This window comes from Streptomyces sp. ALI-76-A, assembly GCF_030287445.1.
Lineage (GTDB): Bacteria > Actinomycetota > Actinomycetes > Streptomycetales > Streptomycetaceae > Streptomyces.
In genome coordinates, this window is sequence record NZ_JASVWB010000004.1 from 1052370 (window position 1) to 1068988 (window position 16619).

At 70.0% G+C, this 16619-nt stretch carries 13 protein-coding genes and 2 pseudogenes; 6 read left to right on the plus strand and 9 right to left on the minus strand.

Features of this window, described 5'->3' with window-relative positions:
* Positions 1 to 154 precede the first annotated feature (154 nt).
* The 5 genes from QQS16_RS40875 to QQS16_RS40895 all read right to left on the minus strand — a co-directional run bounded on the left by QQS16_RS40875 (position 155) and on the right by QQS16_RS40895 (position 5309).
* Positions 155 to 1147 (minus strand): Gfo/Idh/MocA family protein, encoded by a 993-nt coding sequence (locus QQS16_RS40875; protein WP_502963998.1) that lies wholly within the window; start codon positions 1145 to 1147, stop codon positions 155 to 157.
* A 41-nt stretch (positions 1148 to 1188) separates the two neighbouring features.
* Positions 1189 to 2286, minus strand: a complete 1098-nt coding sequence (locus QQS16_RS40880) for a DegT/DnrJ/EryC1/StrS family aminotransferase (protein ID WP_286067716.1) — start codon at positions 2284 to 2286, stop codon at positions 1189 to 1191.
* A gap of 102 nt (positions 2287 to 2388) precedes the next feature.
* Positions 2389 to 3057, minus strand: coding sequence for a hypothetical protein (locus tag QQS16_RS40885; protein ID WP_286067717.1), 669 nt, complete (start codon positions 3055 to 3057; stop codon positions 2389 to 2391).
* 75 nt (positions 3058 to 3132) lie between these two features.
* Positions 3133 to 3681 carry an arsenate reductase/protein-tyrosine-phosphatase family protein gene (locus QQS16_RS40890; RefSeq protein WP_286067718.1) on the minus strand — a complete coding sequence of 183 codons (549 nt, stop codon included), beginning with the start codon at positions 3679 to 3681 and terminating at the stop codon, positions 3133 to 3135.
* Complete coding sequence (locus QQS16_RS40895) at positions 3678 to 5309, minus strand: tyrosine-protein kinase domain-containing protein (RefSeq protein WP_353479752.1); 1632 nt, start codon at positions 5307 to 5309, stop codon at positions 3678 to 3680. Before QQS16_RS40895 ends, QQS16_RS40890 begins: the two co-directional genes overlap by 4 nt.
* 293 nt (positions 5310 to 5602) lie before the next feature.
* Here QQS16_RS40895 and QQS16_RS40900 point away from each other — a divergent pair, with 293 nt between their 5' ends.
* The gene (locus tag QQS16_RS40900) at positions 5603 to 6145 is read left to right on the plus strand and encodes a hypothetical protein (protein WP_286067720.1); all 543 of its coding nucleotides are present in this window, start codon (positions 5603 to 5605) and stop codon (positions 6143 to 6145) included.
* Between the two features lie 291 nt (positions 6146 to 6436).
* Positions 6437 to 7140 (plus strand): annotated as a pseudogene (locus QQS16_RS40905) (glutaminyl-peptide cyclotransferase).
* A gap of 76 nt (positions 7141 to 7216) precedes the next feature.
* Here QQS16_RS40905 and QQS16_RS40910 read toward each other — a convergent pair.
* The 4 genes from QQS16_RS40910 to QQS16_RS40925 are packed head-to-tail and all read right to left on the minus strand — an operon-like array spanning position 7217 to position 13320.
* A complete protein-coding gene (locus tag QQS16_RS40910) occupies positions 7217 to 8413 on the minus strand; it encodes a glycosyltransferase family 4 protein (RefSeq protein ID WP_286067722.1) in 1197 nt (398 codons plus the stop codon).
* Complete coding sequence (locus QQS16_RS40915) at positions 8400 to 9377, minus strand: D-glucuronyl C5-epimerase family protein (protein ID WP_286067723.1); 978 nt, start codon at positions 9375 to 9377, stop codon at positions 8400 to 8402. Before QQS16_RS40915 ends, QQS16_RS40910 begins: the two co-directional genes overlap by 14 nt.
* Entirely contained in the window at positions 9374 to 10597 is a 1224-nt protein-coding gene (locus QQS16_RS40920; RefSeq protein WP_286067724.1) for a glycosyltransferase family 4 protein, read from the minus strand. Before QQS16_RS40920 ends, QQS16_RS40915 begins: the two co-directional genes overlap by 4 nt.
* Positions 10594 to 13320, minus strand: coding sequence for an O-antigen ligase family protein (locus QQS16_RS40925; RefSeq protein WP_286067725.1), 2727 nt, complete (start codon positions 13318 to 13320; stop codon positions 10594 to 10596). The genes QQS16_RS40920 and QQS16_RS40925 overlap by 4 nt, the downstream gene beginning before the upstream one ends.
* Before the next feature lie 233 nt (positions 13321 to 13553).
* Between QQS16_RS40925 and QQS16_RS43680 the strand changes: the two are divergent.
* From QQS16_RS43680 to QQS16_RS40940, 4 genes and pseudogenes are all read left to right on the plus strand, one after another.
* A pseudogene (locus tag QQS16_RS43680) lies at positions 13554 to 14087 on the plus strand (UDP-N-acetylglucosamine 2-epimerase); the annotation flags it as partial.
* Positions 14088 to 14184: 97 nt separating this feature from the next.
* Positions 14185 to 14691, plus strand: a complete 507-nt coding sequence (locus QQS16_RS43685) for a UDP-N-acetylglucosamine 2-epimerase (RefSeq protein ID WP_353479766.1) — start codon at positions 14185 to 14187, stop codon at positions 14689 to 14691.
* Between the two features lie 4 nt (positions 14692 to 14695).
* Positions 14696 to 16000: a glycosyltransferase family 4 protein gene (locus QQS16_RS40935; RefSeq protein WP_286067728.1), complete on the plus strand. Its 1305-nt coding sequence runs from the start codon at positions 14696 to 14698 to the stop codon at positions 15998 to 16000.
* A complete protein-coding gene (locus tag QQS16_RS40940; protein ID WP_286067730.1) occupies positions 15997 to 16614 on the plus strand; it encodes an acetyltransferase in 618 nt (205 codons plus the stop codon). The genes QQS16_RS40935 and QQS16_RS40940 overlap by 4 nt, the downstream gene beginning before the upstream one ends.
* Positions 16615 to 16619: the final 5 nt, after the last annotated feature.

The window sequence follows — 16619 nt, forward strand, 5'->3', positions numbered from 1 at the left end:
CAGTTGGCCTGACAAACGAACGAATTCCCTGGTAGAGGGGTTTTCGACCAAGCGGACCGTCTCCACCAGAGGGTTCGCGCCTGTCCACTGGACTTCCTGCATCGGGTGACCGGCTCGCCGAACGGGCTGGTTCCTGGCGCTCGGCAGGTGCTCGTCACGACCGCTGGGTGACCATCGACAGGGCAGGCGTGCGCGGGCGTCGCAGGCTCACGGACACCTTCCTCCGTGCCGAGTCGAGGACCGCCTCCGCCACCTCGACCGTCCTCAGCCCCTGATCAAGGGTGATGATGTCCGTTGCCTTGCCCTCCACGGCATCACGGAACCGCTCGTGCTCGACGAGGAGCGGCTCGCGCTTGGGGATGGCGTAGCGGACCATGTCGCCTTCGGCTACGCCGCGGAAGGCGCGCAGGGCCTCCCATTCGGTGGTCACCGCTCCGTTGGCATGGAAGGTCAGGTCTGCCGTGAGAGTGTCGGCGACGAGGCAGCCACGCTCGCCGGTCACCGCTGTGTAGCGCTCCTTGTGGGGACTGAGCCAGTTGACGAGATGGCTGACCAGGGTGCCGTCGCTGAGGTCGCCGACCACGGAGACCATGTCCTCATGGGGGCGGCCGCTCTTGGACACCGTGCGCGCCGAGACCGAGACGTAGTGGTGGCCGGTGACCCAACTGGTGAGGTCGATGTCGTGGGTTGCCAGGTCCTTGACGACCCCGACGTCGGCGATGCGGTGGGGGAAGGGTCCCTGGCGGCGCGTGACGACTTGGAAGACCTCCCCGAGTTCTCCCGCCTCGAGGCGGGAACGCAGGCTCTGCAGTGCCGGGTTGAACCGCTCGATGTGTCCGACACCGGCGACCAGTCCTGCTCTGCCGAACGCGTCGACCAGTCGTTGCGCGGCCGTCGCTGAGTGGGCGAGCGGCTTCTCGATCAGCGCGGGCACGCCGTTCTCGGCCAAGGCCAGACCGACCTCCTCGTGCAACGCCGTGGGACAGGCGACCACCGCGTAGTCGAGTCCAAGCGCGAGCAGCTCAGCCAGGGTGGCGACGACGGGGGTGTTCCGGCCGGCACCCGTGGAATCGCCTGCCGGGTCCATGACGCCCACCAGCTCGACACCGTCAAGCGACGACAGCACCCGGGCGTGGTTGTGCCCCATGGCTCCAAGTCCGATGAGCCCGGCCCGCAGGGTACGCCGACTCACCGTACTCCTCCGGCATCGCTCACGGCCTGTGCGATCCGCTCCAGCTCGGCCTGCCCCAGGGCCGGGTGGACCGGGAGGGACAGAACCTCGGCAGCTGCCCGGTCGGTCTCGGGCAGGGACGGCCTGCCCTGGTCCTGATAGGGCCTGAGTCGGTGGATCGGGGTCGGGTAGTACACCGCGCTGCCGATGCCCTGTCGCGCCAGGTCCTGCTGCACGGAATCCCGAAGACCGCCCGGGACGCGGACCGTGTACTGGTGGTAGACGTGCCGCGCGCCGTCCGCCTCATGCGGAACAGACAGCCCCTCGACGCGGGAGTCGAGTACCTTGGCGTTGGCCCTCCGCTGCTCCGTCCAGGCCGGCAGTTGCTTCAGCTGCTCACGGCCGACGGCCGCCGCGACGTCGGTCATCCGCATGTTGGCCCCGACGATCTCGTTCTCGTACCGCTGCTCCATGCCCTGGTTCCGCAAAAGCCGAAGTGTGCGGGCGAGGTGCGGATCGCCGGTCGAAACCATGCCGCCCTCGAGAGCGTGCATGTTCTTCGTCGGATAGAAGCTGAAGCATCCTGCCTCACCGAAGCTGCCGACGGGGCGTCCGTGCAGCGTGGCTCCGTGCGCCTGGCAGGCGTCCTCCACTACGGCGAGCCCATGGCGTGCGGCAAGCTCCACCAGCTGGTCCATGGGCGCGGGGTGCCCGTACAGATGCACCGGCACGAGGGCGGCGGTGCGCGGACCGATCACCGCTGATGCGGCGAGCGGGTCGAGGCAGTAGGTGCCGGGCGTGATGTCGGCGAAGACGGGATCGGCGCCCACCAGACGTACTGCGTTGGCGGTCGCCGCGAACGAGAACGAGGGCACCACGACCTCGTCTCCCGGTCCGATGCCCAGGGCCATGAGGCTCAGCTGCAGGGCGGAGGTGCCGGAGTTGACCGCTACGCAGGCGCGTCCGGCGACCAACTCGGAGAACTCCTCTTCGAACGCGGCCACTTCTGGGCCCTGGACGACACGGCCACTACGCAGAACGCGTACGGCCGCAGCGATCTCGGCTTCACCGATCACGGGTCTGGCCGCCGGGATCGATGGAAGGGAGCGGGTCATTGGACTTCTCCGTTCGGGGGGCGAAAGAGAGTCGACCTACGTTCAACTTCTGCTCACCCCACCTGGTTTTCCTGCGCGTCACATATCCACCCTTATGGACGATCAGGAGCGATGCGCGTCGCTTAATTCAGGAACGCATCGAGTACGCGCGCCATAATCGGCGCCATCATGGTAAGTGCGCGCCTTGGGCGCGGTGCCGATTTTCACCGCCTTTTCGGGATCGTCAATCAAAGGTTCGACGGCCTCACCCAGTGCTTCCCCATGCGGTTCGACGGCTTGAGTCGGTGTTCTGTGGTGAGGTCGGACCGCTGCGTGGCGGCGTGCGGGCGGATCGGCGGTAAGGGCCCGTTGGCCGCGGACCAGGGCCCACCGGACGTCGAGGTGGCGTCGGGCCGGAGCGAGGACGGCTTGCTTGTGCGTCGTCCCCTCGCTGCGCCGGCGGATCGGACCTCCCCCCGCACGTTCCGGCAGGATCGCCGAGACGGTGCGGGCGTTCTGCCCGCGCGGCCCGCATCGATGCTTGCAGGAGATCGCCGGCACGCAGCTCGGGCGCTGCTCGGCCGGCCATCCGCGCAGCACCAGGTGCCGGCCGTGGACCTCGTCGCCGGTCAGCCAGCGAAACGGCGGCTTCGCGGCAACCGCTCGCCCCGGCATCGCGCGGGCCAGCGCGGAGCTTGGTGCGGAAGGTGACGTCGTCGCCGATCCCCGCGTCGCCCGGCGGGCCGGATCCGCGAACCAAGGGGTGGGCAGGTACAACTCCCGGTCGGTCAACGCCCGCTCCTCATCCCGCCCAGGCCCAGTCCACGAGCAGCCCGACCACCCGTCACGCCAATGACAGCTGCAGTACTAATGACGCATCGCCCACAGCCGGAACAGTCCGCTCACCGCCCTGTCGATCTCCAGGGCACACTCGTACAGCTCCTCACGGGGCCTGCTCCAGGGGTCCGGGATGTCGTCCTCGGTCGGCGGGACTGGGGCCGCGGCGCCGCGGCGGGTGGCAGCCGCTGCCACCACGGCCTCGAATCCGCCCCCACCGCCCCCCGCGGCTCCCCCATCCGCGAGCCGCACGAACTCCTTCAGGGTGAAGCAGTGCCGCATCGCCGCCGGCGCGAGGCGCACGGCCGCCTCGCGGTGCTCGCGCGCGAGCCCGAGGACCAGCGGGGCGCCCGCCATGAGCTGTGCGGTGAGCGGGCGGGAGACGAATCCGGAGCCGTCACCGCCCAGCTCCTCCAGGACCGCCCGGGTGGTGTCCTCCATACGGAAACGGTGCCACGCCTCCGTGCCGGCGCTCTCCGGCCGCAGGGTCGAGCCCGGCGGCAGCTTCGCCGCCAGCAGGCGCTCGGCGAGCACCGAGCGGTGCACGTTGCCCGTGCAGACGAACAGGATCCGAGTCATTTCCCGTCCGTGGGACGCGTCACCGCGGAGGCGGCCGTCCCCTCCGGCGTGGCCGACGTACGCGGAGCCGGCAGCTCGCCGTACTGCCCGTAGGCGCCGTAACGGCCGTAACAGCCGCCTTTGGGAACCGGAGCCATGCTGAACACGGTGCCGAGCACGCGAGCGCCCACGCGCTCCAGCGATTCCGCAGCGGTGCGCACCTGGTCCCGGTTGGTCCTCCCGGCCCGTACGACGAGCAGCGCACCCTGGGAGAAAGAGGCGAGCCCCACGGTGTCGGCGACCGGCAGCAGCGGCGCGGTGTCGACGATCACGATGTCGTACATGTCCGTGAGCTCGCGCAGCACCTCTTCCATACGCGCCGAGGCGAGCAGTTCCGCGGGGTTGGGCGGCACAGCACCGCTGGCGAGCACCGAGAGCCCGCCGTCGACCTGCTGCATCACATCCTCAATGCGGGCTTGTCCGATGAGTACCGTGGTCAGGCCCCCGTCCTGGATGAGGCCGAAAGCCGGCGCCACGCACGGGCGACGCAGGTCGCCGTCCACAAGGCAGGTGGAGACGCCGGTCTCGGCGAGGGAGCGGGCGAGGTTCATGGCGATGTTCGTTTTGCCCTCACCGGGCACCGAGCTCGTCACCACGATGATCCGCGGCGGATCGTCGACCTGCGAGAATTGCAGGTTGGTGCGCAGCTTGCGGAACGCCTCGGCTCGCTTGGAGTGCCCGTCGGCACTGACCAGCGGCTGCCTTGGGGCGTTCCTGTCGTACGGGATGGTGCCGAGGCCGGGCAGAGCGAGGAACGCGCCCAGTGCCTCGCTCGTCTTGAACGTGGTGTCGAGCGTCTCGCGGAGGGCGACCAGCCCGGCAGCGAACAGCAGGCCGCCGACCACACCCGCGGCCAGGTTCGGCAACGGGCGGGGCGATGTAGGAGAGGTCGGGGCGACGGCTTCCTCGGTGACGCCCAGGGAGACGGGGGAGACCGGTGGTACAGGCGTGTCATCCTCGGCCTTGTCACCCGTCTCGGGCCGTGTCGAGGGGACCGGCCGCTTGGGGGTCTCCAACTGCTCGACGACCGAACTGAACCGTTCTGCCACGGCGTTGGCGATGCGCGCCGCGCGCCGGGGCGCGGTGTCCCGGACGGTGATGTCGATGAGCACGGTCTTGAGCGGAACGTCGGCGGTGATCCGGGACGCCAGCTCCTCCGGAGTGGTGCGCAGCCGCAGTTGCTTCACCACGGGAGCGGTGATCTGGCGGGTCGTCACGATCTCGGCGTACGACTGCACGCGCGCCTGTGAGAACGTCTGCCCCTCGTTCAGGTCGATGGTGTTCTCACCGGTGCGGGTGGCAACGAAGAGCTGCGTCCTCGCCTCGTAGACGGGGGTGCTCACGCTTGTCACGGCGAGGGCCGCCCCGACCGCGAGAAACAGACAGACCACGACCGTCGGCCATCGTCTGGCAAGAGCCTTCAGGAATCCTTGGAGATCCAAGCTGCTGCACCCCTCACGGGACTGAGGGAACCACCCGAATTGAGGCTTTCTGTTCCCTATGGACGAAGTCGACCATAGGGACTCGGACTCTTCGGGCGGGGGAGCCACCCCCCGTGTCGCCCCTCGGGCGACCCTCGCGACGCGCACCGCGCGAGCGGGGACTAGACCAAACCGATGACTTCTTGCGCCATCAGGTCAATTTATGTCGTTATGTTCTGTTTGCGCCATGTATCCAGGTCCTGGTGTCCACACCGGATCACGGCCGCCGCACGACCAGGCCCGGACCCACGTCGAGGAGATCGAAGAAGATGACAGCATCGCGCAGATGGCGGGCCGCTCTGGCATCGGCGGCATCAACTGCCGTTCTCATCGCAGCACCGCTGATCGGGGCTCAGGCCGCCTCGGCGCACCCGTACCCGCCGTCGGCCCCGCCCCTGTCCGTGAGCACCACCACGGTGGCAGCGGGGGAGGAGTTGAGCTTCAGCACCATCCCCGGCGTGTTCGAGCCCGGCTCGGAGGTCACGGCGCTACTGGAATCGAAGCCGGTCGTGCTCGGCCACTTCCGGGCCCGGGCCGACGGCTCGGTCGCGGGGACCGTGACCATCCCGGCGGACACCGCTACGGGCCGGCACGTCTTCCGGCTCACCTCGAAGCACCCCCACCAGAGTGTCGGCGTCAGAATCTACGTCCAGGGCAGCATGACGCCCACCCCGACCCCAAAGCCGCCCCACCACCCGGGCAAGCCCGGGCACCACGACGAGTCAGCGCGCGGTAGGCACTACGGACTTGACGACAGCCGCAACGTTTCCCACGAACTCCCCACAGCCGTCGAGCCGTCGAATTCCCCGCACTCGGTCCCGAACGGCAAGGGACTCGTGACGACTGGCAGTGATAAGGCGCTGGGGATCGGCGGCACGGCGGCCGCCCTGCTCATGGCGGGCGGGGGCACGATGCTGGCCGTGCGCCGTGGTCGCCGTACCTGAAAGATCAGTACGACCACGGCGTCCCGGCCCGGTCAGGACACCGTCCGCTTGCCTGGAACCAGTCGTTCCGGCAACCGGGCGGCGGGCCGCCGCCGCGCACTGAGACAGACCCTGCCGACCATCGCGGCGCTCCTGGTCACCGGCTCCGTCTGGATCGCGGCCACCGGGCTGCTCGCCCGGTCGGAGCCGCTCGCGGCCCGGCGGGACGTCGAAGCAGTGTCCGGCGATCCGGCCGGCCGAAGCCGTACGCACTGGCGGCAGGTCAGCCCTCACCAGGTCGAACGCCTGTGGGTGACGGTCCTCGAAACCGTCCCCCCACGACCCGGATCGTTCACTCAGGGCCTGGAGATGGCCGGCGGCACGCTCTACGAGGGCACCGGGCTGTCCGGTCAGTCCTCCGTACGGTCCGGGGCCCAGGCAAGCCACCCATGGCGCACACCAGCCTTCCCGCTCCTCTCTGCGGTGAGGGGATCACGCTGCTGGGCCGGACCCTGTGGCAGCTGACCTGGCGGGACCGGGTCGCCATCGAGCGGGACGCGACGACGCTGAGGGAGCTGCGCCGCGTCCCGTACCCCGACGAAGGCTGGGGCATCTGCTTCGAAGGCGGCAGGCGGCAGTCGGTGACGAGCGACGGCTCGGCACGACTCACCTTCCGCGATCCGCGCACCCTCGCGAAGACCGGTGAGGTCACCGTGACCGAAGACGGCCGGCAGGTGACGGAAGTGAACGAGCTGGAGTGCGCCGACCATGCTGTCTACGCCAACGTGCTGCCCACCGAACGCATCGTGCGCATCGCCCCCGTCACCGGCGCGGTGACGGCGAGCATCGACGCTTCGGGCCTCCTGCACCCCGGCGAACTCGTCCCCGGCGCCACCCTGAACGGCATCGCGGCTGTCCCCGCAACGGACCAGTTCCTCCTCACGGGCAAGTTCTGGCCCAAGATGTTCCGCGTCGCCCTTGTTCCGGCACAGCCGCCGAGCCGCACCGTCCGCTGAACCGGACAGTGGGCGGTGGTGCCTTCCGGCACGAGGTGCTCGCTTCTCGTTGCCCCTGCGCATAAGCGGGTCCTGATCACACCGCCCCCGCGCGGGCCACATCCCTGTACAGCCGTTCGAGTTCCGCGACCTTCAGGGAGCCGCGCTCGGCCTGGCTGATCAGCTTCCGATTGGACAGGCGATCCTTCGCGTTCAGCGGCCCCGCGTGTGAGAGAGCGTCAGCCAACGAGCCGACCAGTGGATCGGGGAGCAGATCAGCAAGCAGGCCCTCCGCCACGAGTTCCCGGTAGGGCGCGATGTCGGAGAGCAGCAGCCGGCACCCGGCAGCTGCGGCTTCGAGTACCGAGGAGCTCCGCTGGTCGGCCTGGGGAACCGAAATCGCTGCATCGCTTGCGCGCATCAGGCTGAACATCTCGGCCTGGCCGAGTGGCTGATCGACGACGGCGACCCGGCCGGCCAGATCTCGTGCCCGGGCGCGCAGAAGCGCGAGGTATTCCTGCTGCGCGCGTCTGGCGGCGGCATGAGCCGGCTGGTGTCCCGCCACCAACACGAGGAACAGGTCGGGCCGGACTCGCGCGGCACGGATGAACGCCGCGAGAATCTCGTGGGTCCGGTAGACCTCCGCCGTGCTGCGGACCGACAGCGCGACCGTGGCTCCGGACGGAATGCCGTACTTTGCGCGAGTCAACCGGGGATCGGCGTCGTTTCCGGCATCCAGCAGCGCGTCCGGTACCCCCCAGGAAAGGACCGTGATCCGTGAAGAGAGGACCCTGTATCGGCTCGCGACCAGCTCAGCAACCTCCCGTGAGGTCGGCACCACGCGTGCGGCCCGCCGGAGCGCCAGCCGAGCGACCAGCGCCCGGCCGGAATGCCGGTCGGCCGCACGCAGTTCGGATCCCCACGGAGTGATCACGACCGGCACTGCCGGGCGGGCCGGCAGCAGAAGGGAGAGCGCCCCGTGCACGCCGAGCGAATGGACGTGGATGACATCCGGCCGCGCCCGGTGTAGCTCATGCCGCAGCCAGTGCTTGGCGCGCAGCACGCGCAACGGCCGGCACGCTCCGCCGGGAGTGGACGTGGCTCGCCAGCCATCGAAACCCAGACCCGGCTCATGCCAGCTGCAGACCGTCACCTCATGCCCGAGCGCGGCCAGATCGTCCGCCCAGCGCCGGGTGTGCGCCGACGTGGCCGACGCGAGCAGGACGACGCGCAGCGGCACGATCGGCGCATCGCACATGCCCGGCTGTCGCGGGGCCGGGTCATGACCGGGCACGGCGCTCCTTGAGTACGAACCGGCCCTTGCCCGCCGCAGCCCGCAGCCGGTTGGCCGGACTGCGCGTGTAGCGGTCCCACCCGATGGCCACCGCCGGCCATCGCGGGTCGGCGAGCACGTCTCCGGCCGCGGTCAGCAGCGCGACGTGCAGGCAGTGGTACGCGAAGCTGGCGGGCGCGGTGTGCCGGAGGTCGTACCTGGTCCAGTACCCCAGGTCGAACGCGGCCAGCGAGTCGCGGAGCCGGTCCGCCACACGCTCGTGGGCAGTCCCGCTCTGATGCCGGCTCAGCTCGCAGAGACCGAAGAGGGCGAAGACCGCACCGTTGAGAATATGACTGACCGGGTCCGACGGGCACTCCTCGGGGAAAGGGCGCCCCAGGTGGTCGTAGTGCGAGCAACCGCCCGCGTCCAGCGGCCGGAGCATCAGTTCCACCGCACCCTCGCTCGCGTCGAGAAAGGACCGCTGGCCGGTCGTGGCGTATCCGCGCAGCATCACCGACACCGCCAGGCCCTGGGCCATGGCCGAGTACCAGCCCGGGCGCACCCCGTAGCGGGGCACTGGTACCGGATAGCGCCAGCCGCCGTTGCTGTCCTGGCTGGCGCGCAGCCATCCTGCCTGGGTCAGCAGAGCCCGCACGCCCGGCGGCCGTTCGTCCCCAGTGGCCGGGTGCCGGCCGGCGGCGAGCGCGCCGGTGTGCTGTGCGAGCGCATACAGGCTGACCGAGACCGGGTTCCGGTAGGTCTCGCCGGTCGCGGCGCGGGTCACCACCACGCGCTCGTGGTCGAGCATGCTCCCGGCCGTCATCGGCCGCAGATCGAGCGGGTATCTGCCCGGCTGGTCGGTGGTCATGTCACCCGGCGGCATCGTCGCGTCGACCGGGAAGCTCGGCCGCCGCAGATCGCGTACCGCTTTCCCCGCCATGCCGGCCAGCGTCGTTCTGGCCCGCGTCCTGTTGTCCTTCACGCCGGGCTCTCCCTGCGGAGCAGCCTGCGACGTTCCCGCGCGGCCAGTGCCTGGTGGTACAGCTCGTTCACCTGGCCGACTGTGCCGGCGATGTCGAACTGCCGGAGCGCGAGTTCACGGCCCCGGTCGGCCATGCGGAGACGCGCTGCGGGATCGGCGAGCAGTGCGTTCACGGCCTGTGCCAGTGCCGGGGGATCGGCGGGCGGGATCAACAGGCCGGTGCGGCCGTGCTGGACGGTGTCCGGCAGGCCACCGACGTCGGTCGCCACCACACCCTTTCGCATGAGCAACGCCTCCACCACGGTATAGCAGGCGGACTCGTCCATGGACGGGTTCACCAGGATGTCCAGCCCGGCCATGACCGAGCTGATGTCGGACCGGAAACCGGTGAACCGGATCCGGTCGGCGATGCCGAGCCGGGCGGCGCGGCGTTCCAGCTCGCGCCGGTACTTCCCGTCACCGACCAGTTCGTCGCCGACCACGAAGAACCTGGCCTCGGGGTTCTGACGCAGGATCAGCGGGATGGCGTCGAGGAAGACTTCGTGCCCCTTGACACCGACCTGGCGGAACTCCCGCAACTTGCTCGCGTACATGTAGGCGACCATGCCGACAGCCGGGGTGTCGTCGGTGAGGCCGAACTCACGGCGGAACGCATCCGGCGAGGTTGCCGGATCGAAGCGGTGTACGTCGCAGCCGTAGTAGCTGACCGCGACCGACCGCGCTCCCATGGCCTGGTAGCGGCGCGCGATCGCCCGGCACGATCCGAGCACCAGATCGTCCCGGCGCAGCGAAAGCCGCTCCAGGATCCGGAAGGGCGCGATCCGAAGATGCACCAGCCCGGGAACCTGCGACACGACCAGCGCGGACGGGCAGGCGGCCGACACCACTCGGGCCACGAGCTTCGCGATGATCAGATGCGAATGGATGACATCCGGCCTGTATGCCCTGACGAATCTCATCAGCCGCCAATGCCCAGCCATCAGCACTGGTAGTTGTCCGATCCGATGAGGCACTCCGAACGGGATGATTTCCACCCGGACGCCGCGGACCTCGCGCAGCCGGTCGGCGAGCGGGCCCTCTCGGGGCAGCACCGCGCACACCTCGTTTCCCAGCTCGGCAAGGCCCCGCACCTGGTCGTGGAACCAGTTTCCGCCGACGGCGGCCGAGGTGATCTGCAGGACGCGCAGCGGTCGCGGCTTCCCGATCGCGGATGTGCTCATCGCGTCACCGGTACCGGTGCGTTGTCCGGAGCCGGCTTCGCGGCCAGGATGATCAGCATCAGACCGGCCAGCAGGGGTGGGACCAGCAGGACCTCGCCGAACAGCGAGCAGACCCCGGCGCCGACCATGGCCAGCAGCGCCGGCTCGCCCGCAGGATCACCGGATCGAGCCGCGCACCACGCCCGGCGGACGCCGAGCGCGACAATCGTGCCGATCCCGGCCGCGCCCACCAGGCCGGTCTGCGAGAGGACTGTCAGGTAGGTGTTGTGAGCGAAATGCAGGAGCGGGAACTGGAGGAGCATGACCTCGTAATCACCTGTGGCGTGGTAGTAGGCGGGCAAATGGTTGGCGAAGTTCAGATATCCGACACCGAAAGCAGGGTGCGCCTCGAACATCCGTAGTGCGCTGCTCCACAGATCGAGCCGTACCGCAGAGTTGACGTCCGGCGCGCCGCCGACGATCGAGTCGAACCGGGCCGCGATCGCGGCGGGCAGCAGCGGTACCAGGCAGGCCACGCCGACGCTCAGGGCCAGAACGCCGCGCAGCGATCTACGGGCGGCGTAGAGCGCGATCACCGCGATTCCCGCCAGATAGGCCGCGCGGCTCAGCGAGTACGCAACCCCGAGGGCGAGCACGACGACCCCCGCGCCGATTGCCAGCCGCAGCAGGGGCGTTTGGACGGCCGGATAGCGCCTGAGCAGGACTGCGGCCGCCATGACGAACAGGGCACCCACGGTGTTGTGGTTGGCCGCGTCCTCTTGGGTGATGGCCAGAACGGCGGTGTCAGCAGGGGCGAGACCCGCCTTCGCCGCGAAGACGGAGCCGATCTGAACGATGTTGATCAAGGCCACGATTACGCTGCCGCAACAGAACACCACGAGCGCCCGGTCGAGAGCCCGTCCAGGTTCAGCAACCAGCGGCAGCAGCATCAGCGGCGCGCACATCAGCAGTAGGTACTGCCATTTGTCGGCACCCGGCAGATCGGTGTCGCCGATCAGGACGCTGGTGGCCACCAGGTAGCCGACCGTGCCAGCGGTGATCATGACGCCGGCAGGCTTCGGCCGCGCGATCCCCCGGCCTGCGAGGACGCGGCCCAGCAGGCAGACGAGCATGAGAGCGATCAGCACACTTGGGGTGATCAGCGAGTCGCCGATGTCGGACTGTGAGAGCGGGATGGCCGCCGCGAGTACACACAGACCCACCTCCGGGATCAGGGCCAGCACAATGACCACGAGCGTGGCGGCGGCGCCGGCGGCACTGAGGGCGGGGCTGTATGCCGTCGCGAGACAGCCGGCACCCGCCACGGTCAGGAGTCCCGCCGCGACCATGAGCCCTTTGCTGGCCAGGACGGGCCTCACCTGCCTCGGGTACGCGCCCCGCCGGCGGTGGCCGACCGTCTTGACCGACAGGCACCCGATGGGCGGGCGCGCCGGTACGGCCGCCGTCTCGTCGCCGGCGTGCTCAGCCGGATGGCGTCGGCGGGCACGGACAGCCGAGCGCACGCTGTGGGCGAGCAGCACCGCGAGCACCAGGTATCCGGCCGAGTCGGCGGCGCCGGCACCGACCGCGGCATGGTGGGGGGTCAGGGCCACGAGCAGCCCGATGTTGACCATCGCACCGACCACAGTGGCCGTGATCACCGGCCGGAGCAGGCCGGCGGCCGCCAGGTAGGGCTGGACCGAGCGGGCCGCGCTGAACAGCACGAGGCCGGGGAGCATAGCCCAGATCACCGGCACGGCACCGGAGTACGGCCGCCCGTAGACCACTGGGATCAGGATGGGCGCAGTCGCCGCCGCCACGACGGCAGCCGTCGCGGCGGCAAGGAACACGGTCCGGGCGATCCTGGCCGCTGCCCGCGCATCCACGGCACCGGAGGTCACGGCGGGAAACATCACCAGCGCGACCGTCGTCGACAGCAGGAGCAGCCCCTCTGCCAGGGGCAGCGCCACCGCGTACACGGCCACGGCCGTCGCCCCGGCGAGCGTCTGGATCACTGGCACGTCCAGGCGCAGCAATCCGTAATGGATGAGGTTCGGGAGATAGGAGCTGATGGCGAAGCTGCCGAAGGTACGCACAGCGAGGGGTTCACCATCGGTGTGGACGCGGGTGGTGGACCCGAGCAACAGCATCGCGGCGCAGACCAGCTGGCCGGCCAGTACCGCCAGGAAGCAGCTGATGGGGGTCAGCGATCCCGCGGCGAGCAGCCCGCAGACACCGACGAGGTAGCCGGCCGCGGGGACAGTGCTGAGCAGGTTGTATCTCGCGACCCGGCCGCGACCGAGTTCAGCCATACCGAGCAGCGTGGTCAGCAAGCTCACCGGGCATATGGCGGCCACGAGCAGCGCGAGCCGGTACGGCACGCCGAGCAGCACGGCCGGCCAGAGATGACCGAGCAGCAGCCACAGCCCCGCCAGGGCGGAACCCGAGATCATGGAGAACACCAGGCTCCACCGGACGATCTGCCGGAATGCGGTGTGCGAGGTGCCGGCGAACCGGGCGTTGGCGTTGTCCACACCCAGGACCGTGACGACGCTCAGCACGGAGGGGACCGAGATCATGACCGCGAACGTGGCCCTACCTTCCACCCCGAGCGCCCTCGCGGTGATGACGCCCGCCGCGAAGCTCATCGCCGTGGCCAGCAATCGCGTGGCCAGCGTTGCCCCGATCGCCGCCGGACTTACCCCCGGCAGCCGGGCTCGGAGACTTTTCGTGATCGACAGCACCAGGGAACGGCCTCCGGAGTCGCGAGTCGGATCGTGCTGCTGGGAGCGGCGGATGTTCTCCCCGCCTCGACAGCAGGCACAATGTAGCGGCACCCGTAGCGGAAAGTAGTGACACATGCACGTTGAGTAGTAGATTTCTGGTCGCCGGGCCGGATATCACCGCCTTGGCCAGCGCCGGGAGAAGGCTTTCCGGCGCGGACGACCTGGTAGGACAGGAGAACGCGGCTGTGAAGGTGCTCAGCGGGGTCGGCGCACGTCCGCAGATCGTCCAGCCGGCGCCGATCGCGTGGCAACTCGCCCGCCGCCGCGACGAGCACCTGATCGTGCGCACCGGCCGGCACTGTCACCACCTGCTGTCGTCATCCTTCGGCGACGAGATCGGCGTCCCTCCTCCGGACGTGAACCTGGATACGGGCTCGGCCCGTCAGGCCGAGCAGACGGCGAGGACGCTCGCCGCGCTCGATCCGGTACTCGCGCGGGAGCGCCGGGACTGGGTACTGACCTACGGCGACACCAACTCCCTCCTCGCCGGAACGTTCGCGGCGGCGGCACGAGAACTGCCCATCGCGCACCTGTCGGCGGGCCTGCGCTCTTTCGACCGGACGATGTCCGCGGAACGCAACCGGATCGTGGCCGATCATCTGGCCGGCCTGCTGCTCGCTCCGACCACGGTGGCGATGGCCGCTCTGGCCGCCGAGGGTCTGACCACTCGCTCGCTGCTGGTCGGCGATCTGACAGTGGACACGCTCCGGATGATCAGGGACCAGTGGGCGGGGTCGGGCGAGGAGCGGCATTCACCGTTCCTGACCGGGCATCCCTTCGCCGTTCCTGACCGGGTGTCAAGGGCCCTGCCTGCTCGCCACCGTGCACCGGCAGGCCACCACCGACGCTCCGCACCCGCTGGCCGTGATGGGTGCCGCGCTCGCCGCTTGCCCCAAGCTCTTCCGGCTGCCGGTACCCCCGCAGCGCGCCGCCAGAGCCCGGCAGTTCGACACCGACCTGTCAGGCGGCTCACTGCGGGCGGCGCACCCGCTGCCCTACCGGAGCGTGACCGCCGCGCTGGCTGCGGCCGACGAGCTGATCACCGGCACCGGTGGCCCGCAGAAGGAGGCGTTGGTGCCCGGGGTCCCGTGCAGCACACTGCGCGCCGCGACGGAGGCCGGAGACTCTTCAGGACGGCGGGAACGGTTTGGTGCCCGACCCCTGAGGGCTGCCGGTGGCAGTGGCCGGGCCGCGGCCGGCCGGGCGGGCCGGCAACACCCTTCGGCGACGGTGAAAACGCCGTCAGGATCATCGACGTACTGGCGTCACGGGCCCACCGCATTGCTCAGCACGCCGTCAGGTGCGGCAGGGCGGCTTCGGCGGAGGTGAGGACATGAGGATCTGGATCTTCAACCACTACGCGGCGCCACCGGACTGCGCCGCCGGCACCCGGCACTACGAGCTGGGCCGAGTACTGGCGGCGCAAGGGCACGACGTCACCGTCTTCGCCAGCAGCTTCAGCCACTTCAGCAGGCGCGAGGAACGGCTCGCGCCCGGCGAGAAGGTGGCCACCCGGACTATCGACGGCGTCCGCTTCGTCTGGGTCCGCACGCCGCCCTACACCGGCAACGGATACCGCCGCGTGCTGAACATGGCCCACTATGCGGCCCGGGTGCTCTCGGCACAGCGCGGCCTGAACCGGCCGGATGTGATCGTCGGCTCATCAGTACACCTGGCCGCGGTGTTCGCCGCCTGGCTGGCGGCCCGCGTCCGCCGCGCCCGCTTCGTCTTCGAGGTGCGCGATCTGTGGCCGCAGACACTGATCGACATGGGCGCGCTGCGTGCGAACGGACTGCCTGCCCGGCTGCTCCAGGTGGCCGAGTCCTTCTGCTGCCGGCGTGCGTCCGCCGTGATCTGCCTGCTGCCCGGTGCCGCCGACTACCTGAAGGCCCGCGGGATCCCGGTCGACAGAATCCATTATGTGCCGAACGGGATCGCCGACATCCCCCGGCCGACGGAACCGGGTGAGCCCGCGGGCCCGAACGGTGCGGACGGGCACCGGGCCGCCGACCTGATCGAGCAGATCAGGCGTTTCCGCAAGGACGGTTGTCTCACCGCCGGCTACATCGGCTCACACGGACCGGCCAACGGCGTGGCGACCATTGTCACGGCCGCGGCGGAGTTGCGAGCCCTCGGCCATCCGCGGGTCGCTGTGGTGATGGTCGGCGACGGCCAGGAGAAGGCCGCGTGCCAACGGCTCGCTCACCGGCATGGCTTGGACAACGTGCTGTTCTGGCCGCCGGTGCCCAAGCAGGCCGTGCCGGCCGTGCTGGCCGAGCTGGATGTGACGCTGTTCTGCCTGCGCGATGTCGCGGTCTTCAAGTACGGCCTGAGCAGCAACAAGCTGTTCGACTACTTGGCGTCCGGCAAGCCGGTGCTGTTCGCGAGCAACGCGCCCGGCGGCCCGGTGCGCGAGTCCGGCGGCGGCGTGTGCGTGCCCGCCGAGTCACCGGCCGACATGGCGGGCGCGCTGGCCGGGCTGGCCGCGATGAGCGAGACCGAACGGGAGCGGATGGGCGAGCGCGGCCGCCGCTGGGTCTACCGGCATCACGGCATGACCGCGCTGGCAGGCGCGTTCCTCGCCGCGGTCTCGGAACCGGCGCGACGGGAAGGTCCGGTGACGGAGGCACGGCTGTGACGCTGCACATCGTGGGCGCAGGCGGCTTCGGCAGGGAGACGCTGGACGCGGTGCGGGCGACAGCCGCGGCACCCGAGATTGTTTTCGTGGACGAGCACCCGGCCGCCACCACGGTGGACGGCTGTCCGGTGCTGCTGCCCGGGCAGTTGGCTGCCTCTGGCGAGCAGCGGAACGAGTTCGTGGTCGCGATCGCCGACGCCGACGCGCGCCGCCGGTTGGCCCGAGAGTTCGAGGATCGCGGCCTGCGAGCGGCGACGGTGATCGACCCGCGTGCGGTTGTCTCCCCCGGCGCCAGGATCGGGCGTGGCTGTGTCGTGCTGGGTCAGGCGTTCATCTCCACCGGCACCGTCACCGGCGCACACGTCCAGGTCAATTACCAGGCCAGCATCGGTCACGACACGGTGCTCGAGGATTTCGTGACGATCCTGCCGGGGGCCAACATCGCCGGCAACGTGACCATCGGCGCCGGGTCCACGGTGGGCAGTAACGCCGCCGTGCTGCAGGGCCGGCGGATCGGGCCGTCCGTCATGGTCGGGGCCGCGGCTCTGGTGACCCGCGATGTCGCCGTCGGTCAGGTGGTCGTCGGCGTCCCCGCCAGGGCCCGGGAGCCCTGACCGTC